This is a genomic window from Pseudomonas sp. GM25 (assembly GCF_000282255.1).
Taxonomy (GTDB): domain Bacteria; phylum Pseudomonadota; class Gammaproteobacteria; order Pseudomonadales; family Pseudomonadaceae; genus Aquipseudomonas; species Aquipseudomonas aphyarum.
Genome location: NZ_AKJQ01000015.1, coordinates 1 through 25,025 on the forward strand (window position 1 = coordinate 1; position 25,025 = coordinate 25,025).

Consider the following 25,025-nt stretch of genomic DNA (forward strand, 5'->3'; position numbering starts at 1 on the left):
CCCCGGCTCCAGCGGCTTGGGCCGGGGAGCCATGGCGCTGACAAACTGATCCAGCGCTTCATGCAGTCGCTGTTCCAGGGCCGGCGCCAACTGCGCCTGGGCACTGCCTTCGCCGTAGGCGATCTGGTTGTCCTCGGCAAAAATCCCTTGCAGCATTTCCTGGGCCTTCAACGCCGACAGCACAGGCTTGAGGGCGTAATCGACCACCAGCATGTGGGCGATGCTGCCGCCGGTAGCCATCGGCAGAACAATCTTGTGGTTCAGCGCACGCTCGGGCAGCAGATCCAGCACGGTCTTCAGGGCGCCAGAGAACGACGCCTTGTACACCGGCGTGGCGATCAGCAGGCCATCGGCGTTTTCAATCTGTTGCAGCAGGTCGAGCACCTTCGGGCTGTCGAAGCGGGCGTGGAGCAGGTCTTCGGCCGGGAAATCCCGCACCTGATAACTCACCACTTCCACCCCTTGCTGCTGCAACCAGCGTTGCGAGCGCTCCAGCAACACCCCGGAGCGGGAACGTTGACTGGGACTGCCACCGAGTGAGACGACCAGCATTCAGACGATTCCTTGCGCGTTACAGGCGATTCGCGGGTTGCGATCTCGCTTCGATGTCAGTGACCTTACCAGCTGATTCATATATCCATAAATCATATTTATTCATTTGGTTATTCTTTATGGAGATATGCATTTCACTTTCCTGCGGGCAAAAAAACAGGCCGTGAAAACGGCCTGAAACCCTGCATCGTGGTTTTTGCTGATCGCTCCCACGCAGAGCCTGGGAACGATCCGAGGTAGGTTATTTGTTCGGTTGTGGGGTAAGGCGCAGGTACGGCTTCACCGCGCGGTAGCCCTTCGGAAAGCGCTGCTTGATTTCGTCTTCGTCCTTGAGCGACGGCACGATTACCACTTCTTCACCGTCCTGCCAGTTGGCCGGGGTGGCCACCTTGTAGTTGTCGGTGAGCTGCAGCGAATCGATCACCCGCAGGATCTCGTGGAAGTTGCGCCCGGTGCTCGCCGGGTAGGTGATGGTCAGGCGGATCTTCTTGTTCGGATCGATCACGAACAGCGAACGCACGGTCAGGGTGTCGTTGGCGTTCGGGTGGATCAGATCGTACAGATCGGACACCTTGCGATCGGCATCGGCCAGGATCGGGAAGTTGACGATGGTGTTCTGGGTTTCGTTGATGTCCTCGATCCACTTGTGGTGCGAGTCCACCGGGTCGACCGACAGTGCAATGGCTTTCACGCCACGTTGGGTGAACTCGTCCTTGAGCTTGGCAGTGAAGCCCAGCTCGGTGGTGCAGACCGGGGTGAAGTCCGCCGGGTGGGAAAACAGCACGCCCCAGCTATCGCCCAGCCATTCGTGAAAACGAATCTTGCCGGCGCTGGAATCCTGTTCGAAATCGGGGGCGATATCGCCAAGTCTGAGGCTCATGGTGCGGCTCCTGATGAGTTGTTGGAGACCTCAACTGTAGCTCGGGATTCGATCTTCTGAAAAAGAATAAATAACTAGATATTTATACCCTTAAAGAATATTAAACATCTGTTCACTGGACGCCCCGCAGCATCGCGACGAACATCACCCTCAAGGTTCGAGAAGGCCTTGAGTTGCTGTAAAGAGGGGAACATCGGGAACGGCTTACGGGGGTGAGCCGGACCCGAAAACGCAAAAGCCCCGTCCGGCGCGATGCCGGACGGGGCTTTTTTTACATCGGTTTTTTACATCAGTGCAGGAGCGCGCTATTACAGCAGCGGGATCGAGTAGCTGACGATCAGGCGGTTTTCATCCTGCGAACGGGTGTTCGGCAGGTCGGTGCGCCATACAGCGTTTTTCCACATCAGGCCGACGTTCTTGAACGGACCTTCAGGTACGACGTAACCGATGGTCAGGTCGCGTTCCCACTCGGAACGATCCGAAGCGTTTTCGCGGCCGTTGGTGCCAACGGTGTCGATGCTGTCGCCTTTCAGGTAAACCACACCGGCGGTCAGGCCAGGGATACCGACTTTGGCGAAGTCATAGGAGTAGCGAGCTTGCCAGGTTTTCTCGCCGGCACGGCCGAACTTCTGGATCTGCATGTCGGTGATGGTGTAGTTCGACGAACCGTCGCCCTGGTTCAGCCAAGGGAAGTCGGAGCTGCCGTTGGAAACCTGGTAACCGCCACCGAAGGTGTGACCTTCAACGGTGTACAGGAACAGGCCGCTGTACAGGTTGTTGTCGACTTCGCCACGACCGTTGCGCACGCCGGTGTAGTTACCAGTGCTGAAGTACGCAGGATCAGTGCCGTTCTTGCCGTCGTCGGAGCTGTTGAAGTAACGGAAGTCAGACTTCAATACGCCCGGGCCGATGGCCCAGTTGTGTACCAGACCCAGGAAGTGCTGCTTGTAGAAGTCTTCCAGGTTGCCGTAGTAGTACTGGGCAGTCAGGTCTTTGGTGATTTTGTAGTCACCACCGGCGTAGATGAACTTGTTGCTGTCACGGAAGCCAGCACCACGGGTGTTTGCACCGCTGATGGACAGGTTTTCGTTGTTGCTGGAGTTACGGCCTTTCACGGCTTCGATCTGACCACCGACCAGAGTCAGGTCCTTGATTTCGCCGGAAGTGATCTGGCCGCCCTGCCAGGTTTGTGGCAGCAGACGACCGTCGTTGGTCACGATGACCGGGTTCTTCGGCTGCAGGGTACCCAGCTTCAGTTCAGTCTGGGAGATCTTGGCTTTGGCAGTCAGACCCAGGCTGGAGAAGTTGTCCACGGCTTTACCGTTGGACTCGCTCGGGAACACAGTGCCGCCGTAAGCGGTGCCGCTGTTGCCGTTGGTGCCGCCGCCCGAATCCAGACGCACGCCCAGCAGGCCGATGGCGTCGATACCGAAGCCTACGGTGCCTTGGGTGTAGCCGGAGATGAAACGCAGATCGAAGCCTTGGCCCCACTCTTCGTTCTTGTTCGGGCCAGTGCCGTCGCGGTTGTCGGTGTTGATGTAGAAGTTACGCAGCCCCAAAGTAGCCTTGCTGTCTTCGATGAAACCGGCGGCGCCTGCCTGCTGCGCCAAAACCCCTACGGCCACGGCCAGGGCCAAGGTGGACTTGTTCATGTTTCGCTCCTCTCGTTTCTAATTCTTGTGTTCCTGGTCCGGGGTCTGATGCCCCTGGATCCTAAGATGCGCGATTAGCGCCAGACCGTGACTGACAAGTCAATCGTAACCTTGTGTGTCTACGACCAAGGTCTAATCGCAGTTATTTGGTCCCTGCAGGGTAAAGACTTCCTGATAAACCCAAAAAGAATTTATTCATTCTTTTTCATACCATTAAGCTATATGGCCCTGTAATGGCCATCTGCACCGGGATACAGCGTATCGGCGACTAAGCTCATTACTAAATGGTATTTGTTAGCCTTTTTTTAGATCGATTAGCTTTGACGCAACCCCGATTCGTCAATCCCTATCAAAAAGGCGACGCCATGATGGCCAAACGCGCACTATCTAGTCAATTTGTTACAGTTTGTGTGTCGGCGCTGATTTCTTTTTCAGCCCATGCCGCCAACCTCACCGTGGGCTACCAGACCGGTATCGACCCGAGCAAAGTCCCCCAGGCCGACGGCGTCTACGAGAAGACCATCGGCGAGAAGATCGACTGGCGCCGATTCAACAGTGGCCCGGAAGTTGTGACAGCCATTGCCTCCGGCGATGTGCAGATCGGCAACCTCGGCTCCAGCCCGCTGGCGGCCGCCGCCTCGCGCAATCTGCCGATCGTTGCCTTCATCGTCTCGGCGCAGATCAACGCCGCCGAAGCGCTGGTGGTGCGTAACGGCAGCGGTATCAACAAGCCCGAAGACCTGATCGGCAAGACCATCGCCACCCCGTTCGTTTCCACCTCCCACTACAGCCTGCTCGGTGCGCTCAAGCACTGGGGCCTGGACACCTCGAAAGTCAAAGTGGTGAACCTGCAACCTGCAGAAATCGCGGCCGCCTGGAAACGTGGCGACATCGACGGCGCTTTTGTCTGGTCGCCGGCGTTGGGTGAAATCCGCAAGACCGGCAAGACCCTGACCGATGCCGCGCAGGTTGGCCAGTGGGGCGCGCCGACCTTCGAAGTCTGGGTCGCACGCAAGGACTTTGCCGAGAAGCATCCTGAAGTAGTGGCCAAATTCGCCAAGGTGACTCTGGACTCGTTCGCTGATTACGCCGCCCATAAAGACAGCTGGACAGCCGACTCGGTGCCTGTACAGAAAATCGCCAAACTGACCGGTGCCAATGCTGCCGACGTTCCGGAATTGCTCGCCGGTTCGGCCTTCCCGGACGCCAAAGCGCAACAGACCACAGCGCTGCTGGACGGCGGCACGGCGAAGGCGATTGGTGAGACGGCGAAGTTTTTGAAGGAACAGGGCAAGGTCGAAAGCGTACTGCCTGACTACTCGCCGTATGTCAGTGCGAAGTTTGTAACCGAATAAACGCTATCGCGAGCAGGCTCGCTCCCACACAGGCTCAGTGAACCTTTGTGGGAGCGAGCCTGCTCGCGATGAGGGCGTCATATCACAGAGACTTTTCGAAGATCTTCGAATTGCGCTGATAGTTATAGAGGGAAGCCCGCGCCGCCGGCAGGCGCTCGACGCTGCTCGGCTCAAAGCCGCGCTCACGGAACCAGTGGGCGGTGCGGGTGGTGAGGACGAACAGGGTCTTCAGGCCCTGCGCCCGGGCACGGGTCTCGATGCGCTCGAGCAATTCGTCGCCGCGACCGCCATGGCGATACTCGGGATTCACTGCCAGGCACGCCAGCTCGCCAGCATCCGAGTCGGCAATCTGATACAGCGCCGCACAGGCGATGATCATCCCTTCACGCTCGACCACGCTGAACTGCTCGATCTCACGCTCCAGCACTTCGCGCGAGCGACGCACCAGAATGCCCTGTTCTTCCAGCGGGCTGATCAGGTCAAGCAAGCCACCGACGTCTTCAATCGCCGCCTCGCGCACCAGTTCGAATTGCTCCTGGGCCACCAGCGTACCGCCACCGTCGCGGGTGAACAGTTCGGTCAGCAGCGCGCCGTCCTCGGCATAACTGACGATATGGCTGCGCGCCACGCCGCCACGACAGGCTTCGGCGGCGGCATCCAGCAGTTCCGCCTGATAGTTGCTGCCCAGACGCTGCAAATGCGCCGGCACCTGTTGCGGGCGCAGCTCGCGCACCAGTTTGCCGTTTTCGTCGATCAGACCGAGGTCGGCACCGAACAGCAACAGTTTGTCGGCGCCCAGATCGATGGCAGCGCGGGTCGCCACGTCTTCGCAGGCCAGGTTGAAGATTTCACCGGTCGGCGAATAACCCAGCGGCGACAGCAGCACGATGGAGCGCTCGTCGAGCAGACGGTTGATGCCTTTGCGGTCGACCCGGCGCACTTCGCCGGTGTGGTGATAGTCGACGCCTTCCAGCACGCCGATCGGCCGCGCGGTAACGAGGTTGCCGCTGGCCACCCGCAGACGCGAGCCCTGCATCGGCGACGAAGCCATGTCCATCGACAGCCGCGCTTCGATGGCGATGCGCAGTTGGCCGACCGCGTCGATCACGCATTCCAGCGTCGCGGCATCGGTGATGCGCATGCCGTGGTGGTAATGCGGAGTCAGGCCGCGGGCGGCGAGGCGGGTTTCGATCTGCGGCCGGGAACCATGAACCAGTACCAGCCGTACGCCGAGGCTGTGCAGCAGCACGATGTCATGGACGATGTTGCCGAAATTCGGATGCTCCACGCCGTCGCCCGGAAGCATGACGACGAAGGTGCAATCGCGGTGAGCATTGATATAGGGAGACGCGTGGCGAAGCCAATTGACGTATTCGGGCATGAACCTGGGCCTGTAATAAATAGCAGCCGGAAAAGGGGCGAAACGGAAAACGCACAGCGGGCTGATGGTTATCGTCGGAACAGGCTTGGCGACACGCGCGCTCTCCTCATGAATACGGGTGGGTGTTTGGGCAATTTATACAGCTTTGAGACAGTAATGTTGGATCAACTGCCGCAATAGATGCACGGTAGGCTGCAAACGTGACATTTCGAGGTACTCGTCCGGCTGGTGCGCACAGGCGATGTCGCCGGGGCCGAGCACGATGGTTTCGCAGCCAAGGCGCTGAAGATAAGGCGCTTCGGTGCCGAACGCTACCGCTTCGGCCGTGTGGCCGGTGAGTTTTTCGGCAATTCGCACCAGCTCCGCGTCTTCGGCCTGCTCGAACGGCGGCACTTCGGGAAACAGCGGCGCGTAATCGATCTTCACCTGATGGCGTTCGGCGACCGGGTTGAGCCTGCGCAGAATCTCGCTGCGCAAGAGCTTGGGGTCCATTCCCGGCAGCGGCCGCAGGTCGAACTCCAGCGAACACTGGCCGCAAATGCGGTTGGGGTTGTCACCCCCGTGGATACAGCCGAAGTTCATGGTCGGTTGCGGCACACTGAACTGAGGGTTGTTGAATTCACGCTGCCACAGCAGGCGCAGGCCGCGCAGTTCGCCTATGGCATCGTGCATCGCTTCGAGGGCGCTGTGCCCCAGGCGCGGATCCGACGAATGGCCGCTCTGCCCGAGGATATCGATGCGTTCCATCATGATGCCTTTGTGCATGCGGATCGGCTTGAGCCCGGTCGGCTCGCCGATCACCGCCGCCCGGCCCAGCGGTCGCCCCGCTTCGGCCAGCGCACGGGCACCGGACATCGAGCTTTCTTCATCGCAGGTGGCGAGGATCAGCAGCGGTTGCTTGAACGGCTGATCGAGCAGCGGTTGCACGGCTTCGATGATCAGGGCGAAAAAGCCCTTCATGTCGCAACTGCCGAGACCGACCCAGCGGCCGTCGATTTCGGTGAGTTTCAGCGGATCGGTTTTCCACAGCGCATCGTCGTACGGCACCGTGTCGCTGTGCCCGGCCAGCACCAGCCCGCCGGGGCCGCTGCCGAAACTGGCGAGCAGGTTGAATTTGCCGGGACTGACCTGCTGGATATCGCAACTGAAACCGAGGTCGCCGAGCCAGCCCGCGAGCAGATCGATCACCGCCCGGTTGGACTGATCGAGGCCCGGCTGGGTGCAACTGACCGACGGCGCGGCGATCAGTGCAGCGAACTGGTCTTGCATGGACGGCAAAGGCATCGCTGACTCCAACTCCCGGATTGAGGTTCATCATAGAACCATCCGGCGCCGAGAATAAACCGCCGCAAAGCGTAGGAAGGTTCAGTCCTGTACACTGCACGGCCTTGGCAGCCACACATTCCCCCGGCTGCGCTCCCGATCCTGGATTTTCCGGCCATGCAGAAAGAAACCGAAATCAAACTCCGCGTCAGCCGCGAAACCCTCGCCGCCCTGCGCGAGCACCCTCTCCTGAAAAAACGCAACAAAAGTGGCTGGGAACGCCGTGAGTTGATGAATCAGTACTTCGATACGCCTGAGCGTGACCTGGCCCGGGCCAAGGTTGCCCTGCGCCTGCGCAAGGACGGCGAAGAAGTGATTCAGACCCTCAAGACTCGTGGCCAGAGCGTTGCCGGTCTGTCCGAGCGTAACGAGTACGACTGGAACCTGCCCAAAGCCAAGCTCGACGTGAAGAAACTCGACGGCGAATGCTGGCCCGAGTCCCTCGCCGAGCTGGACAAGAAAACCCTGAAGCCGATCTTCACCACCGATTTCGTCCGCGAGCGCGCCGAAATCGCCTGGGGCCGTGGCAAGACCAAAGTGGTCATCGAAGCCGCGCTGGACCTGGGCCACGTGGTGGTCGGCAAGCAGAAAGAAGAAATCTGCGAGCTGGAACTGGAACTGCGCGAAGGCGAACCTGCCGCGCTGCTGGAATTGGCCGCCGAGCTGGCCGAAACCCTGGCCCTGATGCCGTGCGACATCAGCAAGGCCGAGCGCGGCTATCGTCTGTACGACGCCAACAGCTACTCGCTGAGCCTGCCGGCGCCGGCCATCACCGCCGAAACCCCGCTGGACGATGCCTTCGCCGCCCTGGCCTGGCACTTGCTCGGCAGCAGCCAGCGTCTGGCCGAACAGTATCGCTTCAACGGCCACTGGCGCCTGCTGCAGGACTGGGTCGAGAACCTCGCGGAAATGCGCGCGCTGCTGAGCAGCCTCGGCCAGGCCGCACCGCGTCCGTCGACCCACGACTTGCGCGTTGCCCTCGATGCCCTGCTGGAAGACTGGCGCCCGCTGGTACAGGTCGGCATCGAAGACGAGGACGTGCGCAAAGCCGCGCCGGAGCAGTTCCTCGAAGAGCTGGAAGATCCGCGCTGGGGCCTGTTCTCGCTGAACGCTTCGCGCTGGTTGCTGGCCCGCACCTGGACGGCTGACCGCAACACCCGTGGCAATCGCCAGGGTGCCGCGCAGTTGCAAAGCTGGCTGCCGCGCCTGCTGGGCGAAGAAGCCACTTCGCTGCAACTGCAGCGTTATCAGCAGCAGCCGGAAGATCTGGCCGAGCAACTGCCACGCATCGAACGCATCCAGGTCTGGCTGCACCACGCGCGCAACGTGCTGGAAATCCCGGAAATGGATCGCCTGTACGGCGAGCTGAACAAACTGGCGCAACTGGCCAACGAGCCGACCATCACCGACGAACTGCTCGATGCACGCAAGCATCAGGCGATTGCGGTGTACCAGAACCGCGCGTGGAAAATGCTGCTGCGCATGTAACATCCCTATCGCGAGCAGGCTCGCTCCCACAGGGAAATGCATTCCAACTGTGGGAGCTAGCCTGCTAGCGATGAGGCCAGCACATTCAGCGCAGTACCGGCAGGCTCGTCGTCGACTTGATCTCCGACAGCGCCACAATCGAGTTCACTTCCTGAATCCCCGGCACCAGCGACAGCTTCTCGAAGAAGAACCGCTCATACGCCTCGATGTCCGCCGCGACAATCCGCAACAGAAAATCCACCGCCCCCATCAGCACATAACACTCCAGCACTTCGGGAAAGCCACGAATCGCCTCGGTGAACTCGGTGAAATTCGAACGGCCGTGGGCGTTGAGTTTGATCTCGGCGAAGATCTGCGTGTTCAGGCCGATCTTCTTGCGATCGAGCAATGTCACCTGACCACGAATGATCCCCTCCTCCTTCATCCGCTGAATCCGCCGCCAGCACGGCGACTGCGAAAGACCCACCTGCTCGGCGATCTGTGCGCTGGACAAGGAAGCGTCCTCTTGCAGCAGGGCGAGAATGCGCCGGTCGTAGCTGTCCAGCTCGCTGTGCATAAATAATCCTCAAAATCAGCTGATGGCGAATTGATCCACCTTATCAATCGCGTAATCAGCTCATCTTAGACAAGAAATGCCCGGCATCGGATGTAAAAATTCCTCCACTGACTCCGGAGACCTGCCATGCCACACCTCGAAGCCGTCAACACCCCTGCGCCCCGTGCCGATGTGTGGAACGCCAGCAATGCCCATTGCCTTGCGCAGTACCAGATCCTGGCCGAGGCCGAGCCGGATTTGCTGGTGCGGGTGCTGAACCTGTTCGCCTTGCAGTGCCTCACCCCGGAACAGGTGAATGTCCAGCGGCTGGACGATCTGCTGTCGATCGACATCGTCATGAGCCGCCTGAGCTGGCACCGCGCCCAAGTGATCGCGGAAAAACTTCGTAACCTGATCAGCGTCTGCTCGGTGAACCTGCAGAACCCCGACGAGGCGTGGGATGCGCCGGCGCAGGCGGCCGGCTGACAAGAACCGAAACGTCTTCGTCGGGTAGTGGCCCAACGGTCGGCGGGGCCACGACTATCCTTTGCGCACTGTCGTTCAAAAGGAGCCCGCATGTCCGTTCAACTCGCCACTCAGGACCGCTGGCTGGATCTCAATGAGGTACTGCGTGAACTGGTCGCTCAGGGTTTCATCTGCCAGGACTCGGCCGAGCAGGCGCTGAATGCCCGGCGTCGGCATGCCGCCCACGGCCAGAAGCACCCGCTGGAATTCATCGCCAGCCAGCAACTGGACGATCTCAGCCGTCCGGGCAAACACCTCGACCTGGAAAGCCTGACCCTGTGGCTGGCGCAACAGGCCGGCCAGCCGTACCTGCGGATCGATCCGCTGAAGATCAACGTCGCGGCCATCACGCCGCTGATGTCCTATGCCTTCGCCCAGCGCCACAAGATCCTCGCGGTATCGGTCGACCGAGACGCGGTGACCGTGGCCAGCGCCCAGCCCTATGTCAGCGGCTGGGAGGCGGATCTGACTCACGTCCTCAAATTGCCGATCAAACGGGTGGTGGCCAACCCGGCGGACATTCAGCGTTTCAGTGTCGAGTTCTTCCGTCTCGCCAAATCGGTCAGCGGCGCCAGCAATGCCGATGCGCAGAGCGGCAACCTCGGCAACTTCGAACAACTGCTCAACCTCGGCGCCAGCGATCAGGAGCCGGACGCCAACGACGCGCACATCGTCAACATCGTCGACTGGCTGTTCCAGTACGCCTTCCAGCAGCGGGCGAGCGATATCCACATCGAACCCCGGCGCGAGCAAGGCACGGTGCGTTTTCGCATCGACGGCGTGCTGCACAACGTCTATCAATTTCCGCCGCAGGTGACGATGGCCATCGTCAGCCGCCTGAAAAGCCTTGGCCGGATGAACGTCGCCGAGAAGCGCAAACCCCAGGATGGCCGGGTCAAGACCAAGACCCCGGACGGCGGCGAGGTCGAGTTGCGGTTGTCGACCCTGCCCACTGCGTTCGGCGAAAAAATGGTGATGCGGATCTTCGACCCGGAGGTGCTGCTCAAGGATTTCGATCAGCTGGGCTTTTCTGCCGACGACCTGCGGCGCTGGCAGGACATGACCCGTCAGCCCAACGGCATCATCCTGGTCACCGGGCCGACCGGTTCCGGCAAGACCACCACGCTGTACACGACGCTGAAAAAACTGGCGACCCCGGAGGTCAACCTCTGCACCATCGAGGACCCGATCGAGATGGTCGAGCCGGCCTTCAACCAGATGCAGGTCCAGCACAACATCGACCTGACGTTCGCCGCCGGCGTGCGGGCGCTGATGCGGCAGGACCCGGACATCATCATGATCGGCGAGATCCGCGATCTGGAGACCGCCGAAATGGCGATCCAGGCGGCGTTGACCGGGCACCTGGTGCTCTCGACCCTGCACACCAACGACGCGCCGAGCGCCATCAGCCGTCTGCTGGAACTCGGCGTGCCGCATTACCTGATCAAGGCCACCGTGCTCGGTGTGATGGCGCAACGACTGGTGCGAACACTGTGTCCGCACTGCAAGGCGCCGCTGACTCTTGATGAAGAAGACTGGCAAACCCTGACCCGACCGTGGCAGGCGCCGCTGCCGGGCAATGCGCAACGGGCCATCGGTTGCCTGGAGTGCCGCGACACCGGTTATCACGGCCGCGCCGGGGTCTATGAAATCATGCAACTGAGCGACAGCCTCAAGACCTTGATCAGCCCCGACACCGACCTCACCGCGATCCGTCGGCAGGCGTTCAAGGAAGGCATGCGCAGCCTGCGATTGTCCGGCGCGCAGAAAGTCGCGGCCGGGCTGACAACCCTTGAGGAAGTGTTGCGGGTGACACCACAGAGCGAGCAGAAATAGCCGCTCACGGAACCGGATCGGGGAAACGGCGATCCAACCGGTTATTCAACACCAGTGGAGTCACCCAACATGCGTCTCAAACTTGCTGTCGCCACCCTTGCCCTGCTGTCTCTGCCCGTCGGTTCGGCAATGGCCGACAGCTTTTGGCGTAACGTCATTTCGTCCGGTGCCACCACCGGTTCGACCTACCTGACCTTCAAGGATCACAAACTGATCGTTGCCGCCCAGGACGACGCGGGCAGCTTCGTCGCCAGCGACGGCGGTATCCGTGGCCCGTATCTGGAAGCGGCGATGCAGAAAGTCCGCGCCGACAACCCGGGCCTGCAGGCAACGGACATGGAACTGGCGAACGCGATCCTGGCGAAGAACGCCGTGGCGTCGGAATAACCTTCCGGACAGACAAAAATGCCGCTCACACGAGCGGCATTTTTTTGCCCGCTGTTCAGCGGTAATCGTCCACCGGCACGCAGGCGCAGAACAGGTTGCGGTCGCCGTAGACATTATCGACCCGGTTCACCGCCGGCCAATATTTGTGCGCTTTGGTGTGCGCATCCGGCGTGATGCCCTGCTCGATGCTGTACGGCCGCTCCCACACGCCGGTGATATCGGCCAGGGTATGCGGCGCCCGTTTGAGCGGGTTGTCCTCGGCCGGCCAGTTGCCATTCTGTACCTCGGTGATTTCTGCGCGGATGCTCAGCATCGCGCCGATGAACCGATCCAGTTCGGCCTTGGACTCGCTCTCGGTCGGCTCGACCATCAAGGTACCCGGCACCGGAAACGACATGGTCGGCGCGTGGAAACCGTAATCCATCAGGCGCTTGGCGACGTCTTCTTCGCTGATACCGGTCTGCGCTTTCAGCGGCCGCAGATCGAGAATGCACTCATGGGCGACCCGCTCGTTGCGACCGGTGTACAGAACGGGGAACGCACCTGACAGATGCTGCGCCAGGTAGTTAGCCGCGAGGATCGCCACCTCGCTGGCATCCGCCAGTTGTGGCCCCATCATCGCGATGTACATCCAACTGATCGGCAGAATGCTTGCGCTGCCCCACGGTGCGGCGCTGACCGCTCCGTTCTGCGGTTGCGGCCCGTCGATCGGAATCACCGGATGGTTGGCAACGAACGGCGCCAGATGCGCACGCACGCCAATCGGCCCCATGCCCGGCCCGCCTCCGCCGTGGGGAATGCAGAAGGTCTTGTGCAGGTTCATGTGTGACACGTCGGCGCCGATGTCCGCCGGCCTCGCCAGCCCGACCTGAGCGTTGAGGTTGGCGCCGTCCATGTACACCTGGCCGCCGTGCTTGTGGATAACTTCGCAGATTTCGCCGATGCCTTCCTCGTACACGCCGTGGGTCGACGGGTAGGTCGCCATCAGGCACGACAGCTTTGCCCCGGCCTCGGACGCCTTGGCTTTCAAGTCCTCCAGATCAACGTTGCCGGCGTCGTCGCACTCAACGATCACCACGCGCATCCCGGCCATCTGCGCCGAGGCCGGGTTGGTGCCGTGGGCCGAAGAAGGAATCAGGCAAATGTCGCGCCCACCCTGCTGGCGGCTCTCGTGGTATTTGCGGATCGCCAGCAACCCGGCGTACTCGCCCTGGGCGCCGGAGTTTGGCTGCATGCAGATCGCATCGAACCCGGTGATCGCGCACAGCCAGCGCTCCAGTTCTTCGATCATCAGCGTGTAACCGACTGCCTGCTCCCGGGGCACGAACGGGTGCAGGTTGGCGAACTGCGGCCAGGTGATGGGGATCATTTCGCTGGTGGCGTTGAGCTTCATGGTGCAGGAGCCCAGCGGGATCATCGACTGGTTGAGCGCCAGATCCTTGTTCTCCAGTTGCTTGAGGTAGCGCAGCATCTCGGTTTCGCTGTGGTGAGCATTGAACACCGGGTGGCGCAGGTAAGGCGTACTGCGTTGCAGCGTGTCGGGAATGCCGGAGGCCAGCGTTTCGGCGTCGAGCTCATCGACGCTCAACCCGTGATCGGCGCCCAGCAGCACATCGAACAGTCTGGCCACGGTGCTTTCATCACAGGTCTCGTCGAGGCTCAGACCGAGTTGGCCACGACCGAGGATGCGCAGGTTGATCTGCGCGGCCTGGGCGCTTTCGATGATCGCGGTTTGCGCCCCGCCCACGTCCAGCGTGAGGGTGTCGAAGAAGTGTTGGTTGAGGCGCTTGATGCCATGGCGTTCGAGCCCGGCGGCGAGAATGCAGGTCAGCCGGTGCACGCGCTGGGCGATTCGTTTCAGCCCTTCCGGGCCGTGATAGACCGCATAGAAACTGGCGATATTGGCTAGCAAGACCTGGGCGGTGCAGATGTTCGAATTGGCCTTCTCCCGACGAATATGCTGCTCGCGGGTTTGCAGGGCCATGCGCAGCGCGACGTTGCCGCGGGCATCTTTCGACACGCCGATGATCCGTCCGGGAATCGCCCGTTTGTATTCCTCGCGACTGGCGAAAAACGCCGCGTGCGGGCCGCCGTAACCCATCGGCACGCCGAAGCGTTGGGATGAGCCGAACACCACGTCGGCACCCAGTTCGCCCGGCGGGGTCAGCAACAACAGACTGAGCAGATCGGCCGCCACGCAGGCCAGCGCCTGCTGCGCGTGCAGGTGATCGATCAGTGGCCGCAGGTCGCGGACTTCGCCGTGGGTGTCGGGGTATTGCAGCAGCGCGCCGAACACCTGGTGCTGCTTCAAGTTATCCACAGTGTCGACGATCAGCTCGAAGCCGAAGCCTTCGGCGCGGGTCTGCACCACGGAAATGGTTTGGGGATGACAGTTTTCGTCGACGAAGAACAGATTGCTTTTCGACTTCGCCACACGTTTGGCCAAGGCCATGGCTTCCGCCGCGGCGGTGGCTTCATCGAGCAGGGAGGCGTTGGCCAGTTCAAGGCCGGTGAGGTCGATGGTCAGTTGCTGAAAGTTGAGCAACGCTTCGAGCCGGCCTTGGGCGATTTCCGGTTGGTAAGGCGTGTAGGCGGTGTACCAGCCGGGATTTTCCAGCACGTTGCGCAGGATGACGGTCGGCGTCAGGGTGCCGTGGTAGCCCATGCCGATCAGGCTGGTCCAGACCTGGTTCTGCTCGGCATAGCCGCGCAGTTTTGCCAGCGCTGCCTGTTCGTCCAGCGCCGGCGGTAGGTCCAGCTCGCGGTTGAGGCGAATGCCCGGTGGCACGGTCTGTTCGATCAGTTCGACCCGGCTGCCGAGGCCGAGGCTGTCGAGCATCGCCTGCTGCTCGGCGGCATCGGGCCCGAGGTGGCGGCGCAGAAAGGCATGGGGATCGCGTAACTGGCTCAAGGATGGCAACTGGGACATGACGGGCTCTCTCTTGGCTGGCGGCTCGGCGTCAATGCAACACGGTCAAACCAGCATAGCAGCCACCCCGACGGCCAAAGTCCCGGGCAGAAAAAAGCCCCGACGGGTCGGGGCTTTGGGATCTCGCCTGCAGCTTATTCGCCGATGGCAGCCTTGTAGCCGGCAGCGTCGAGCAGCTTGTCCAGCTCGGCCTTGTCGCTTGGCTTGAGCTTGAAGATCCACGCGGCGTACGGATCGTTGTTGAGTTCTTCCGGCGCGCTGGCCAGGTCTTCGTTGACGGCAATCACTTCGCCACCAACCGGGGAATAGATGTCGGAAGCAGCCTTCACCGACTCGACGACACCGGCGGCATCACCGGCGGCGAACACCTTGCCCACTTCTGCCAGCTCGACAAACACCACATCACCCAACGCTTCCTGGGCGTGATCGCTGATGCCCACGGTGACGGTGCCATCGGCTTCCAGACGCGCCCATTCATGACTTTCGGCAAAACGCAGTTCAGCTGGGATGTTGCTCATGCTCGGTGTCCTCAAGAAATTGTCAGCGGTCGTGCCCGCCGGAAAAGGTTTAGATCAAGGTTTTGCCGTGACGGACAAAGGTCGGTTTGACCACTCGTACCGGATACCACTTGCCACGGATTTCCACTTCGGCGCGGTCGGCAGTCGCCATCGGTACACGCGCCAGGGCAATCGACTTGCTAAGCGTAGGAGAGAAACTACCACTGGTGATCTCCCCTTCGCCAACATCAGCGATACGAACCACCTGATGGGCCCGCAAAACCCCGCGTTCCTCAAGCACCAGACCGACCAGTTTGTGCTGCACGCCGGCGGTTTTTTCCGCTTCCAGCGCGTCGCGACCGATGAACCGGCGCGTGGCCGGCTCCCAGGCGATGCTCCAGGCCATGTTCGAGGCCAGTGGCGAAACGTCCTGGTGGATGTCCTGACCGTAAAGGTTCATGCCGGCTTCGACCCGCAGCGTGTCGCGGGCACCGAGGCCGATGGGGGAAATGCCGGCGCCCACCAGATCGTTGAAGAATCCGGGGGCCTGATCGGCCGGCAGGGCGATTTCCAGACCGTCCTCACCGGTGTAGCCGGTGCGCGCAATGAACCAGTCGCCGTCGACGTGGCCTTCGAAAGGCTTGAGCATCTGGATCAGGTTGGCGCGGGACTGAGTCACCAGCTCGGCAATCTTGTGCCGGGCATGGGGACCTTGAATGGCGAGCATCGCCAGCTCGGAGCGTTCGTGCATTTGCACATCGAAGCTGCCCAGCTGTGCCTGCATCCAGGCCAGGTCCTGATCGCGGGTGGAGGCGTTGACCACCAGACGATAACCGTCTTCGAGGCGGTAGACGATCATGTCGTCGACGATGCCGCCGCGCTCGTTGAGCATGGTGCTGTACAACGCACGGCCGGGGCTGTGCAGGCGTTCGACGTCATTGGCCAGCAAATGCTGGAGCCAGGCCTTGGCCTGGGGGCCGGTGACATCGATCACGGTCATGTGGGAAACATCGAACACCCCGCAATCGCGGCGCACCTGATGGTGTTCCTCGACCTGCGAGCCGTAATGCAGGGGCATGTCCCAACCGCCAAAATCGACCATCTTCGCGCCGAGGGCGAGATGCAGGTCATACAGAGGCGTACGCTGTCCCATGGGTTTCTCCTTCCGGGCGTGGCGAAGGTGCGGAGCGCTGCTGCACGGATCGGAAAACCCCTGTAAAAAAGGGCTTTCAGCCGATTTCAGCGACAGGGTCTGTCAGACGGACCGCACCGAATGCCGCGCATTGTAGCCGCATGATTCAGGACTGACGACTAAGTGTTTCGATGCGCCGAACGGCGAATAAGTCCGATGACCGGCAACAAGCCGACCAGCACCAGGGTCAGCGCCGGCAACGACGCCCTCGCCCATTCGCCTTCGCTGGTCATTTCAAAGATCCGCACCGCCAGCGTGTCCCAGCCAAACGGGCGCATCAGCAGGGTCGCGGGCATTTCCTTGAGCACATCGACGAACACCAGCAACGCGGCACTGAGCGTGCCGGGCAACAACAACGGCAGATACACTTTGAAAAACAGTCGCGGCCCGCTGACACCCAGGCTACGTGCCGCTTCAGTCAAAGATGGCCGTATACGCGCCAGACTGCTTTCCAGCGGCCCATAGGCCACCGCCACGAACCGCACCAGATACGCCAGCAGCAACGCCGCCAGACTGCCCAGCAGCAGCGGTTTGCCCGCACCGCCGAGCCAGCCGGACAGCGGAATCACCAGCTCCCGATCCAGATAACTGAACGCGAGCATGATCGACACCGCCAGCACCGAACCCGGCAAGGCATAACCGAGATTGGCCAGACCGACCGCCGAATTGATCGTCCGGGTGGGCGCCAGGCGCCGGGCGAACGCCAGCAACATCGCCACGCTGACCGTGATCAACGCCGCCATGCCGCCCAGATATAACGTATGGAGAATCAACCCCGCGTAGCGCTCATCCAGATCGAATCGTCCGCGCTGCCAGAACCACACCACCAGTTGCAGCACCGGAATGACAAACGCGCAGGCAAACACCAGACCGCACCAGCCGGTCGCCGCCCAGGCCTTGGGCCCACGCAGGTGGTAGAGCGCCTTGACCCGTGGCCGTTCATTACTTGCCCGATTGGCACCGCGCGCGCGACGTTCGCCGTACAGCACCAACATCACCACCAGTAGCAACAGGCTGGCCAGTTGCGCGGCGCTGGGCAGGCTGAAGAAGCCGTACCAGGTCTTGTAGATCGCGGTGGTGAAGGTGTCGAAGTTGAACACCGAGACTGCGCCGAAATCCGCCAGGGTTTCCATCAGCGCCAGTGCCACGCCGGCACCGATGGCTGGTCGCGCCATTGGCAGCGCCACGCGCCAGAACGCTTGCCAGGGTGACTGACCGAGCACTCGCGCGGCTTCCATCAGTCCTTTGCCCTGGGCCAGGAACGCGGTGCGCGCCAGCAGGTAGACGTAGGGATAAAACACCAGCACCAGCACCAGAATCACCCCGCCGGTGGAGCGCACTCGCGGCAGGCGCAGGCCGGTGCCGAACCATTCGCGCAGCAGGGTTTGCACGGGGCCTGCGAAGTCCAGCAGGCCGACGAAGACGAACGCCAGCACGTAGGCCGGGATTGCGAACGGCAGCATCAGTGCCCAGTCGAGCCAGCGGCGGCCGGGGAATTCGCAGAGGCTGGTGAGCCAGGCGAGGCTTACGCCCAGCAGGGTTACGCCGATGCCTACGCCGAAGACCAGTGTCAGGGTGTTGCCCAGCAGGCGTGGCATCTGGGTTTCCCAGAGGTGCGACCAGATTTGGTGATCGATGGTTTGCCATGAGAGCAGGAGCACGCTGAGGGGGAGCAGCACCAACGCGGCGATGGCGAAGACGATGGGGTACCAGCGGCGTTGGGCGGGGTGGGCCAAGGAAACAGTCTCGTTCAAATGATTGTGCCCACGCTCTGCGTGGGCACACATTCTGTGACGCTCTGCGTCACGCTGTCGATGATGCGACGCAGAGCGTCGAGGGCTGCATTCCCACGCAGACGGTTCGACGTGGGAACGATCAAACAGTGCTGTCAGGAAAGACTCAGTTCCAACCCGCCCGATCCATCATCCGGATCGCTTCAGCCTGACGCTTGCCCGCCACTTCAACCGGCAACGTATCAGCCACGAACTGCCCCCACGCCGCCACTTCTTCCGAAGGCTTCACCGCCGGATTCGCCGGGAACTCCTGGTTCACATCGGCAAAGATCTTCTGCGCCTCAGGCGTAGTCATCCACTCGACCAGCGCCTTGGCCGCTTCCGGGTGCGGTGCATGTTTGGTCAGGCCGATGCCCGACAGGTTGACGTGCACACCGCGATCCGCCTGGTTCGGCCAGAACAGTTTTACCGGCAGCTCCGGCTTCTGCTTGTGCAGGCGGCCGTAGTAGTAGGTGTTGACGATGCCGACGTCGCACTGGCCGGCGTTGATCGCTTCCAGCACCGCGACGTCGTCGGAGAACACGTCGGTGGACAGGTTGTTGACCCAGCCCTTGAGGATCTTCTCGGTCTTCTCGGCGCCATGCACTTCGATCATGGTGGCGGTCAGCGACTGGTTGTAGACCTTCTTCGCCGTGCGCAGGCACAGGCGGCCTTCCCAGTTCTTGTCGGCCAGTGCTTCGTAGGTGGTCAGTTCGCCCGGCTTCACCCGTTCTGTGGAGTAGGCGATGGTCCGCGCGCGCAGGCTCAGACCGGTCCAGGCGTGGCTGGACGAGCGATATTGCAGGGGAATGTTGGTGTCGATGGTTTTCGAGGTGAACGGCTGAAGAATGCCCATCTGCTCGGCCTGCCAGAGGTTGCCGGCATCGACGGTCAGCAGCAGGTCGGCGGTGGCGTTCTCGCCCTCGGCCTTGATCCGCTGCATCAGCGGCGCTTCCTTGTCGGTGATGAACTTGATCTTCACTCCGGTCTTGGCGGTGTAGGCATCGAACACCGGCTTGATCAGCTCATCGATACGCGAGGAGTAGACCACCACCTCGTCGGCGGCCTGGGCGGCAGTGCTGCCGATCAGGGTCAGGGCCAGTGCGGTCAGAACACGCTTGGATGCCAACATGGGAGCGGTCTCTCGGTCGGGAAAAGTGGCCCAAATGATAAGGACTCACATTTACGAGCTCAATCGAACACTTTCCCAAGGAGTTACCAGATGTTGCACGACATTCGTCAGGCCTTGGCCAGTGCCGGCAAGTCCCCGGTCAGCCCCAATGCTTCGCGCACGAACAACGCCTTGGCCTCGGGCATCTGCTCGACAATTTTCAGTCCGGTGTTGCGCAACCAGCGCAGCGGCAACGGATCGGCCTGGAACAACCGCTCGAAGCCTTCCATCGCGGCCATCAGCGCCAGGTTGTGCGGCATGCGCCGGCGTTCGTAGCGGCTCAGGACTTTCACGTCCGCCAGGCGTTCGCCGCGTTCGTTGGCTTGCAACAACACTTCGGCCAGCACGGCGGCATCGAGGAAGCCGAGGTTCACGCCCTGCCCCGCCAACGGGTGAATGGTGTGCGCGGCATCGCCGATCAGTGCCAGGCCTTCGGCCACGTAGCGTTTGGCGTGACGTTGACGCAGCGGCACGCAAAGGCGCGGGTCAGCGCTGATGACGTCGCCGAGGCAACCTTCAAAAGCGCGCTCCAGTTCACGGCAGAAATCCGCTTCATCCAGCGCCATCAGCCGTTCGGCTTCGCTCGGCGTGGTCGACCAGACGATCGAGCACCAGTCCTGCTGACCGTCACGCTCCAGCGGCAAAAACGCCAGCGGCCCGTGATCTGTAAAGCGCTGCCATGCGGTCATGCGGTGCGGTTTGCTGCTGCGCACGCTGGTGACGATGGCGTGATGCAGGTAATCCCACTCGCGAGTGGCGACGCCCGTCAGACGGCGCACAGCGGAATTGGCGCCGTCCGCCGCAATCACCAGCGGCGCGCGCAAGGTGCGGCCGTCGGCCAGGGTCAGCAGCCAGTCGTCACCGGAACGGCGCATCTGCTCCAGCCGCGCGTTGGCCAGCAGGCCCATATCGCAATCGTGCAGACGGTCGAGCAAGGCATCCTGGACCACCCGGTTTTCGACGATATGGCCGAGCACATCGGCGTGCACGCTGCTGGCCGAGAAGTGGATCTGGCCAGTGCCGCTGCCGTCCCAGACGTGCATGTCGGTGTAAGGGCTGCTGCGTCGATTGACGATGCCGTCCCACACGCCGAGGCGATCGAGGATCCGCTGGCTGGCCGCCGACAGTGCGCTCACCCGTGGCTCGAACGGCGCGTCGCCATTGAAGGGTTTGACGCTCAACGGGCTGCCGTCGAGCAGCAGCACTTCCAGCCCGCTACCCTGCAACGCCAGCGCCAGGGCACTGCCGACCATTCCGGCTCCGACAATCAGCACATCCGCGCGCATTTCCATGCTTTAAGCCTGTCTCGCTGGCGGCTTGAGCCGCACGTAAAGGGTTTTACCGACCCGCGCCACCAGGTTGCCGGCGCCGTCATGAATGTCGACCTGCAACTGCGGCAGGTATTTCTCGCCACTGGCCGTCTGTCGACGGATCTCGTCGAGCAGGGTGTCGTCGATGTTGAACCGGGCGAACACCGGGCCTTTGCCCGGCGATATGAAATCAATGTCGGCGGCCTTGTCCCAGACGATGTACCGCGAGCCGAGGTTCTCCATGAGCATCAACATGAAGAACGGATCGACCATCGAATACAGACTGCCGCCGAACTGGGTGCCGACGTAATTGCGGTTGTACCAGCCCAGGCCCATCGAGACCTGGATGTCACGAAAATCATCGCTGATGTGCTTCACCCGGACACCGGCGCCGAAATACGGCGGGTAGAACGTCATGATCCAGCGCATCAGCCGCGCCTTGCCAAACTGCTTGATCAGCCACTCACGCATCCGGCCGCGTCCCCAGCCCCATGGCCTGACGGGCGAACCAGCGTTTGGCCGGCGGCAGCAGATCGAGACCGAGCAGGCCGATGTTGCGCCCCAGCGAGACCAGCGGCTGGGTGCTGCCGAACAGGCGCGTGACCTGATCGGAGAAACCCACGGTCAGGTCCTGATCGAGGCGCTGACGCTCGCGATAGGCCTGTAGCGTGGCGAAATCCCCCAGCGGTTTGTCGCTGGCCAGCAGCGCGGCGGCCAACGCATCGGCATCGCGCAGGGACAGGTTGAAACCCTGCCCGGCAATCGGGTGCAGGCTGTGGGCAGCGTTGCCGAGGACGGCCAGATGCGAGCGCACCTGCTCTTCGGCTTCCACCAGCGACAGCGGATACAGATGCCGCGCGCCGACCTGTTTCAACGTACCGAGGCGGTAGCCGAACACGCCTTGCAGCTCGCTGAGGAAATCACGCTCGCTCAAATCCGCCAGCCGTTGCGCGTCCATCCCCAGTCGGGTCCAGACCAGCGCGCAGCGGTTTTCCGGCAACGGCAGCAGCGCCATCGGGCCTTCGTCGGTGAAGCGCTCGAAGGCCATGCCGTTGTGCGCTTCGCTCGGCGTGATGTTGGCGATCAGCGCGCTCTGGTTGTACGGGCGCTTGCGCACGTTGATGCCCAGTTGCTCGCGCAGACCGGAACGACCGCCATCGGCGAGTACCGCCAGATCGCATTCGACCGTGGTTTCGTCGTTGAGGGTCAGGCGATAGCCGTCCGGCAACGGCTCCATGCGAGTGACTTCCGCAGGACAACGCCAACTGATCACCTCTTTATCGAGGTGCTGCCACAGGCACTGGCCGAGCCAGGCGTTTTCAACGACATAGCCGAGCGCAGGGACGCCCTCTTCCATCGCCGACAAGCGAGCAGTGGAAAAACGTCCACGGTCGGACACGTGAATCTGCTTGATCGGCTCGGCGCGGCGGGAGATTTCCTGCCACACGCCCAACCGCTGATAAATCTGCCGCGAACCGAAGGACAGCGCCGAGGAGCGCGCGTCGTAGCTTGGTTGCCAGGTGTCACCGGGGGCGAACGGTTCGATCAGCACGATCTTCCAGCCACGGGCCTTGGCCCCGGCCTGCAAGGCCAACGCCAGACTGGCGCCGACCAGACCGCCACCGATGATTGCCAGATTGACCCGACTCATGCCGCGCAGGTCCGTGCTTGCGCCATCAGGGCTTCGATCTCGGCGACGGTTTTCGGCACGCCACCCGTCAGGATTTCACAACCGCTTTTGGTCACTACCACGTCATCCTCGATGCGCACGCCAATGCCGCGCCATTTCTTCGCTACGTTCTGATTGTCCGGGGCGATGTAGATGCCCGGCTCCACGGTCAGCGCCATTCCGACCTCCAGCACTCGCCATTCGCCGCCGACCTTGTATTCGCCGACGTCATGCACATCCATCCCGAGCCAGTGGCCGGCGCGATGCATGTAAAACGCCTTGTAGGCCTCGGTGGCGATCAACTCGTCGACTTCGCCCTGCAACAGCCCCAGCTTCACCAGTCCGGCGGTGATGACCCGAACCGTGGCTTCGTGCGCCTGGTTCCAGTGCTTGTTCGGAGCGATCTCGGCGAACGCCGCTTCCTGCGAAGCCAATACCAATTCGTAGATCGCTTTCTGTTCAGCGGAGAACTTGCCGTTGACCGGCCAGGTGCGGGTGATGTCGCTGGCGTAGCAGTCGATCTCGCAACCGGCGTCGATCAGCACCAGATCGCCGTCCTTGAGCAACGCGTCATTCTGCTGGTAGTGCAGGATGCAGCTGTTGCGCCCGGCAGCGACGATCGAACCATAGGCCGGCATTTTCGCCCCGCCCTTGCGGAACTCGTAATCCAGTTCGGCTTCGAGGCTGTACTCGTACAGCCCGGCGCGGCTGGCCTGCATCGCCCGGATGTGGGCCTGGGCGGAAATCCGCGCCGCTTCGCGCATCACCTTCACTTCTGCCGCCGATTTATACAGGCGCATGTCGTGCAGCAGGTGATCCAGGGCAACGAATTCGTTCGGCGGCTGGGCGCCGAGGTGCGCCTTTGAGCGGATCACGTTGATCCAGTCCATCAGGTGACGGTCGAATTCCGGGTTGCTGCCCATCGCCGAATACACCCGGTCGCGGCCTTCGATCAGGCCCGGCAGGATGTCGTCGATGTCAGTAATCGGGAAGGCGTCGTCGGCGCCGAAATCGCGAATCGCGCCTTCCTGGCCGGCGCGCAGGCCGTCCCAGAGTTCGCGTTCGGCGTTGCGTTCACGGCAAAACAGTACATATTCGCCGTGTTCGCGACCGGGCATCAGGACGATGACAGCTTGTGGCTCAGGAAAGCCGCTGAGGTACTGGAAGTCGCTGTCCTGACGATAGACATGCTCGACGTCGCGGTTGCGAATGGCGACCGCGGCGGCAGGCAGGATCGCGATGCTGTTGGGTTCCATCTGTGCCATCAGCGCCTTGCGGCGCCGGGCGTATTCCGCTTTCGGGATATGGATCATGGGCAGATGGCTTTCCCTGGCACGCGATCAGTGAAGCGACGGCTTGGCCGCTGGCGGCACGTCGGCCTTTTTGGTTTCGGAGAACAGCAGCAGCGGAGCGACACGCAGGTACTCCATGACTTCCATATAGTCGCTTTCGCCGTCTTCGGATTCTTCCAGTGCGTCTTGCACCTGGGAGATCGCTGCCAAATCCTGCAACACTTCAGTGGCTTCGGTGCTCAGCATGCTGCTGTCGCGGCAGTTCAGACCGAAACCGGTGAGGAAGCCCTGGCACCACTCGCCCAGCGCGGCAGCGCGCTCGGCCAGCGGTGCGTCATCGTTCGGTAGCAGCAGAACCACGGTGACATCGTCGCCAGTGAGTTCGCTCTTGACCATCTCCTGCAGACCGATCAGCGCGTTGCGGACGTTGTCCTGCGGCTCGCTTTCGAGCAGCTCGGCGGCATCGATCAGCCACTCTTCGGCATTGAAGCCGGCGCCGGCGCAACTGCGGCCCAGCAACAGGCCGTGCAGTTCGGCAGGCGAAACGGAGTGACCGCTGGAGTTCAGCAGGGTGGCAAAGCCTTGGTACGGGGAATTCTGAATGGGCATGGGCAGCTAGGCGCCAGACGGCGCTATGTCTAGAATGAAGGCCTTGTATCCTACATCGACAGACTCGCCAAGACCATTAAAGGCTGTCCGCCAGCCAAACCCATCAGACCGAATCAGTGGACACAATGGAAGACACCGACCTGCAAGCGCTGATGGCCAGACTCGAACTGCTGATTACCCGAGTCGAGCAACTAAAGAGTCAAAATGCACTCTTACTTGCTCAGGAAAAGACCTGGCGCGAGGAACGCGCGCACCTCATTGAAAAAAACGAAATCGCCCGGCGTAAGGTCGAATCGATGATTTCGCGCCTCAAGGCCCTGGAGCAAGACTCATGAGTTCAAGCAATAGCGTTACCGTGCAGATCCTCGACAAAGAGTATTCGATCATCTGTCCCCAGGAAGAGCGCAGCAATCTGATCAGCGCCGCCCGCTACCTGGACGGCAAGATGCGCGAGATCCGCAGCAGCGGCAAAGTCATCGGCGCCGACCGCATCGCCGTGATGGCCGCACTGAATATCACCCACGACCTCTTGCACAAAGAAGAGCGTCCGGACATCCAGGCCAGCGGTTCGACCCGTGAACAGGTGCGTGACTTGCTCGATCGTGTCGATCTGGTGCTGGCCGACGATCCGGACATCAGCAAGGGCTGATTCGCCAGGCCGCTTGAGTTA

The 25,025-nt window shown here is 61.8% G+C and carries 23 protein-coding genes; 7 read left to right on the forward strand and 16 right to left on the reverse strand.

Features of this window, described 5'->3' with window-relative positions; all coding sequences use genetic code 11:
• From ssuE to PMI24_RS05720, 3 genes are all read right to left on the reverse strand, one after another.
• On the reverse strand, positions 1 to 552 hold a 552-nt coding region (gene ssuE / locus PMI24_RS05710), incomplete at its 3' end, for an NADPH-dependent FMN reductase (RefSeq protein ID WP_007951773.1).
• 241 nt (positions 553 to 793) lie between these two features.
• Positions 794 to 1,432, reverse strand: coding sequence for a peroxiredoxin (locus tag PMI24_RS05715; protein ID WP_007951774.1), 639 nt, complete (start codon positions 1,430 to 1,432; stop codon positions 794 to 796).
• 308 nt (positions 1,433 to 1,740) lie between these two features.
• Positions 1,741 to 3,084 (reverse strand): OprD family porin, encoded by a 1,344-nt coding sequence (locus PMI24_RS05720; RefSeq protein ID WP_007951775.1) that lies wholly within the window; start codon positions 3,082 to 3,084, stop codon positions 1,741 to 1,743.
• A 365-nt stretch (positions 3,085 to 3,449) separates the two neighbouring features.
• On the opposite strand from PMI24_RS05720, the gene tauA reads away from it, so the two are divergent.
• The gene (tauA, locus tag PMI24_RS05725; RefSeq protein WP_007951777.1) at positions 3,450 to 4,439 is read left to right on the forward strand and encodes a taurine ABC transporter substrate-binding protein; all 990 of its coding nucleotides are present in this window, start codon (positions 3,450 to 3,452) and stop codon (positions 4,437 to 4,439) included.
• An 82-nt stretch (positions 4,440 to 4,521) separates the two neighbouring features.
• Here the strand turns inward: tauA and argA are convergent, their stop codons facing one another.
• A complete protein-coding gene (argA, locus tag PMI24_RS05730) occupies positions 4,522 to 5,820 on the reverse strand; it encodes an amino-acid N-acetyltransferase (protein WP_007951778.1) in 1,299 nt (432 codons plus the stop codon).
• Positions 5,821 to 5,955: 135 nt separating this feature from the next.
• Complete coding sequence (argE, locus tag PMI24_RS05735; protein WP_007951780.1) at positions 5,956 to 7,104, reverse strand: acetylornithine deacetylase; 1,149 nt, start codon at positions 7,102 to 7,104, stop codon at positions 5,956 to 5,958.
• A gap of 156 nt (positions 7,105 to 7,260) precedes the next feature.
• On the opposite strand from argE, the gene PMI24_RS05740 reads away from it, so the two are divergent.
• Positions 7,261 to 8,631 (forward strand): CYTH domain-containing protein, encoded by a 1,371-nt coding sequence (locus PMI24_RS05740; protein WP_007951783.1) that lies wholly within the window; start codon positions 7,261 to 7,263, stop codon positions 8,629 to 8,631.
• 85 nt (positions 8,632 to 8,716) lie between these two features.
• Here the strand turns inward: PMI24_RS05740 and PMI24_RS05745 are convergent, their stop codons facing one another.
• Positions 8,717 to 9,187, reverse strand: a complete 471-nt coding sequence (locus PMI24_RS05745; RefSeq protein ID WP_007951785.1) for an Lrp/AsnC family transcriptional regulator — start codon at positions 9,185 to 9,187, stop codon at positions 8,717 to 8,719.
• Between the two features lie 126 nt (positions 9,188 to 9,313).
• Between PMI24_RS05745 and PMI24_RS05750 the strand changes: the two genes are divergently transcribed.
• The 3 genes from PMI24_RS05750 (at position 9,314) to PMI24_RS05760 (ending at position 11,914) form a co-directional block, all read left to right on the forward strand.
• On the forward strand, positions 9,314 to 9,652 hold the full coding sequence (locus PMI24_RS05750) for a hypothetical protein (protein WP_007951787.1): 339 nt from the start codon (positions 9,314 to 9,316) through the stop codon (positions 9,650 to 9,652).
• A 90-nt stretch (positions 9,653 to 9,742) separates the two neighbouring features.
• Positions 9,743 to 11,527: a GspE/PulE family protein gene (locus tag PMI24_RS05755; RefSeq protein ID WP_007951789.1), complete on the forward strand. Its 1,785-nt coding sequence runs from the start codon at positions 9,743 to 9,745 to the stop codon at positions 11,525 to 11,527.
• Between the two features lie 69 nt (positions 11,528 to 11,596).
• Entirely contained in the window at positions 11,597 to 11,914 is a 318-nt protein-coding gene (locus PMI24_RS05760) for a DUF2388 domain-containing protein (protein ID WP_007951791.1), read from the forward strand.
• A 55-nt stretch (positions 11,915 to 11,969) separates the two neighbouring features.
• Here the strand turns inward: PMI24_RS05760 and gcvP are convergent, their stop codons facing one another.
• The 10 genes from gcvP to PMI24_RS05810 form a co-directional block, all read right to left on the reverse strand.
• Positions 11,970 to 14,843, reverse strand: coding sequence for an aminomethyl-transferring glycine dehydrogenase (gcvP, locus tag PMI24_RS05765; RefSeq protein ID WP_007951793.1), 2,874 nt, complete (start codon positions 14,841 to 14,843; stop codon positions 11,970 to 11,972).
• A gap of 134 nt (positions 14,844 to 14,977) precedes the next feature.
• Positions 14,978 to 15,361 (reverse strand): glycine cleavage system protein GcvH, encoded by a 384-nt coding sequence (gene gcvH / locus PMI24_RS05770; RefSeq protein ID WP_007951795.1) that lies wholly within the window; start codon positions 15,359 to 15,361, stop codon positions 14,978 to 14,980.
• A gap of 49 nt (positions 15,362 to 15,410) precedes the next feature.
• Complete coding sequence (gene gcvT, locus PMI24_RS05775) at positions 15,411 to 16,493, reverse strand: glycine cleavage system aminomethyltransferase GcvT (RefSeq protein ID WP_007951799.1); 1,083 nt, start codon at positions 16,491 to 16,493, stop codon at positions 15,411 to 15,413.
• A 158-nt stretch (positions 16,494 to 16,651) separates the two neighbouring features.
• Complete coding sequence (locus tag PMI24_RS05780) at positions 16,652 to 18,268, reverse strand: ABC transporter permease (protein ID WP_045121667.1); 1,617 nt, start codon at positions 18,266 to 18,268, stop codon at positions 16,652 to 16,654.
• A gap of 163 nt (positions 18,269 to 18,431) precedes the next feature.
• Entirely contained in the window at positions 18,432 to 19,436 is a 1,005-nt protein-coding gene (locus PMI24_RS05785) for an extracellular solute-binding protein (RefSeq protein ID WP_007951802.1), read from the reverse strand.
• 107 nt (positions 19,437 to 19,543) lie between these two features.
• Positions 19,544 to 20,761 (reverse strand): 2-octaprenyl-3-methyl-6-methoxy-1,4-benzoquinol hydroxylase, encoded by a 1,218-nt coding sequence (locus PMI24_RS05790; protein WP_162831785.1) that lies wholly within the window; start codon positions 20,759 to 20,761, stop codon positions 19,544 to 19,546.
• A 9-nt stretch (positions 20,762 to 20,770) separates the two neighbouring features.
• Positions 20,771 to 21,256, reverse strand: a complete 486-nt coding sequence (locus PMI24_RS05795) for a DUF4442 domain-containing protein (RefSeq protein WP_007951806.1) — start codon at positions 21,254 to 21,256, stop codon at positions 20,771 to 20,773.
• Complete coding sequence (gene ubiH / locus PMI24_RS05800) at positions 21,249 to 22,436, reverse strand: 2-octaprenyl-6-methoxyphenyl hydroxylase (protein ID WP_007951808.1); 1,188 nt, start codon at positions 22,434 to 22,436, stop codon at positions 21,249 to 21,251. The genes PMI24_RS05795 and ubiH overlap by 8 nt, the downstream gene beginning before the upstream one ends.
• The gene (gene pepP / locus PMI24_RS05805; RefSeq protein WP_007951809.1) at positions 22,433 to 23,767 is read right to left on the reverse strand and encodes a Xaa-Pro aminopeptidase; all 1,335 of its coding nucleotides are present in this window, start codon (positions 23,765 to 23,767) and stop codon (positions 22,433 to 22,435) included. The genes ubiH and pepP overlap by 4 nt, the downstream gene beginning before the upstream one ends.
• Before the next feature lie 27 nt (positions 23,768 to 23,794).
• Complete coding sequence (locus PMI24_RS05810; protein WP_007951810.1) at positions 23,795 to 24,355, reverse strand: YecA/YgfB family protein; 561 nt, start codon at positions 24,353 to 24,355, stop codon at positions 23,795 to 23,797.
• A 125-nt stretch (positions 24,356 to 24,480) separates the two neighbouring features.
• Between PMI24_RS05810 and PMI24_RS05815 the strand changes: the two genes are divergently transcribed.
• On the forward strand, positions 24,481 to 24,690 hold the full coding sequence (locus tag PMI24_RS05815) for a TIGR02449 family protein (RefSeq protein WP_007940359.1): 210 nt from the start codon (positions 24,481 to 24,483) through the stop codon (positions 24,688 to 24,690).
• Positions 24,687 to 25,004 carry a cell division protein ZapA gene (locus PMI24_RS05820; protein ID WP_007951811.1) on the forward strand — a complete coding sequence of 106 codons (318 nt, stop codon included), beginning with the start codon at positions 24,687 to 24,689 and terminating at the stop codon, positions 25,002 to 25,004. Before PMI24_RS05815 ends, PMI24_RS05820 begins: the two co-directional genes overlap by 4 nt.
• Positions 25,005 to 25,025 lie beyond the last annotated feature (21 nt).

Excerpts from the sequence above, each read along its gene's own strand:
- ubiH (WP_007951808.1), bottom strand. The coding sequence starts at position 22,436 with ATGAGTCGGGTCAATCTGGCAATCATCGGTGGCGGTCTGGTCGGCGCC.
- gcvP (WP_007951793.1), bottom strand. The coding sequence starts at position 14,843 with ATGTCCCAGTTGCCATCCTTGAGCCAGTTACGCGATCCCCATGCCTTT.
- PMI24_RS05795 (WP_007951806.1), bottom strand. The coding sequence starts at position 21,256 with ATGCGTGAGTGGCTGATCAAGCAGTTTGGCAAGGCGCGGCTGATGCGC.
- PMI24_RS05820 (WP_007951811.1), top strand. The coding sequence starts at position 24,687 with ATGAGTTCAAGCAATAGCGTTACCGTGCAGATCCTCGACAAAGAGTAT.
- PMI24_RS05760 (WP_007951791.1), top strand. The coding sequence starts at position 11,597 with ATGCGTCTCAAACTTGCTGTCGCCACCCTTGCCCTGCTGTCTCTGCCC.
- PMI24_RS05720 (WP_007951775.1), bottom strand. The coding sequence starts at position 3,084 with ATGAACAAGTCCACCTTGGCCCTGGCCGTGGCCGTAGGGGTTTTGGCG.
- PMI24_RS05785 (WP_007951802.1), bottom strand. The coding sequence starts at position 19,436 with ATGTTGGCATCCAAGCGTGTTCTGACCGCACTGGCCCTGACCCTGATC.
- PMI24_RS05740 (WP_007951783.1), top strand. The coding sequence starts at position 7,261 with ATGCAGAAAGAAACCGAAATCAAACTCCGCGTCAGCCGCGAAACCCTC.
- gcvT (WP_007951799.1), bottom strand. The coding sequence starts at position 16,493 with ATGGGACAGCGTACGCCTCTGTATGACCTGCATCTCGCCCTCGGCGCG.
- PMI24_RS05750 (WP_007951787.1), top strand. The coding sequence starts at position 9,314 with ATGCCACACCTCGAAGCCGTCAACACCCCTGCGCCCCGTGCCGATGTG.
- PMI24_RS05790 (WP_162831785.1), bottom strand. The coding sequence starts at position 20,761 with ATGCGCGCGGATGTGCTGATTGTCGGAGCCGGAATGGTCGGCAGTGCC.
- PMI24_RS05815 (WP_007940359.1), top strand. The coding sequence starts at position 24,481 with ATGGAAGACACCGACCTGCAAGCGCTGATGGCCAGACTCGAACTGCTG.
- argA (WP_007951778.1), bottom strand. The coding sequence starts at position 5,820 with ATGCCCGAATACGTCAATTGGCTTCGCCACGCGTCTCCCTATATCAAT.
- PMI24_RS05810 (WP_007951810.1), bottom strand. The coding sequence starts at position 24,355 with ATGCCCATTCAGAATTCCCCGTACCAAGGCTTTGCCACCCTGCTGAAC.
- argE (WP_007951780.1), bottom strand. The coding sequence starts at position 7,104 with ATGCCTTTGCCGTCCATGCAAGACCAGTTCGCTGCACTGATCGCCGCG.
- gcvH (WP_007951795.1), bottom strand. The coding sequence starts at position 15,361 with ATGAGCAACATCCCAGCTGAACTGCGTTTTGCCGAAAGTCATGAATGG.
- tauA (WP_007951777.1), top strand. The coding sequence starts at position 3,450 with ATGATGGCCAAACGCGCACTATCTAGTCAATTTGTTACAGTTTGTGTG.
- pepP (WP_007951809.1), bottom strand. The coding sequence starts at position 23,767 with ATGATCCATATCCCGAAAGCGGAATACGCCCGGCGCCGCAAGGCGCTG.
- PMI24_RS05745 (WP_007951785.1), bottom strand. The coding sequence starts at position 9,187 with ATGCACAGCGAGCTGGACAGCTACGACCGGCGCATTCTCGCCCTGCTG.
- PMI24_RS05715 (WP_007951774.1), bottom strand. The coding sequence starts at position 1,432 with ATGAGCCTCAGACTTGGCGATATCGCCCCCGATTTCGAACAGGATTCC.
- PMI24_RS05755 (WP_007951789.1), top strand. The coding sequence starts at position 9,743 with ATGTCCGTTCAACTCGCCACTCAGGACCGCTGGCTGGATCTCAATGAG.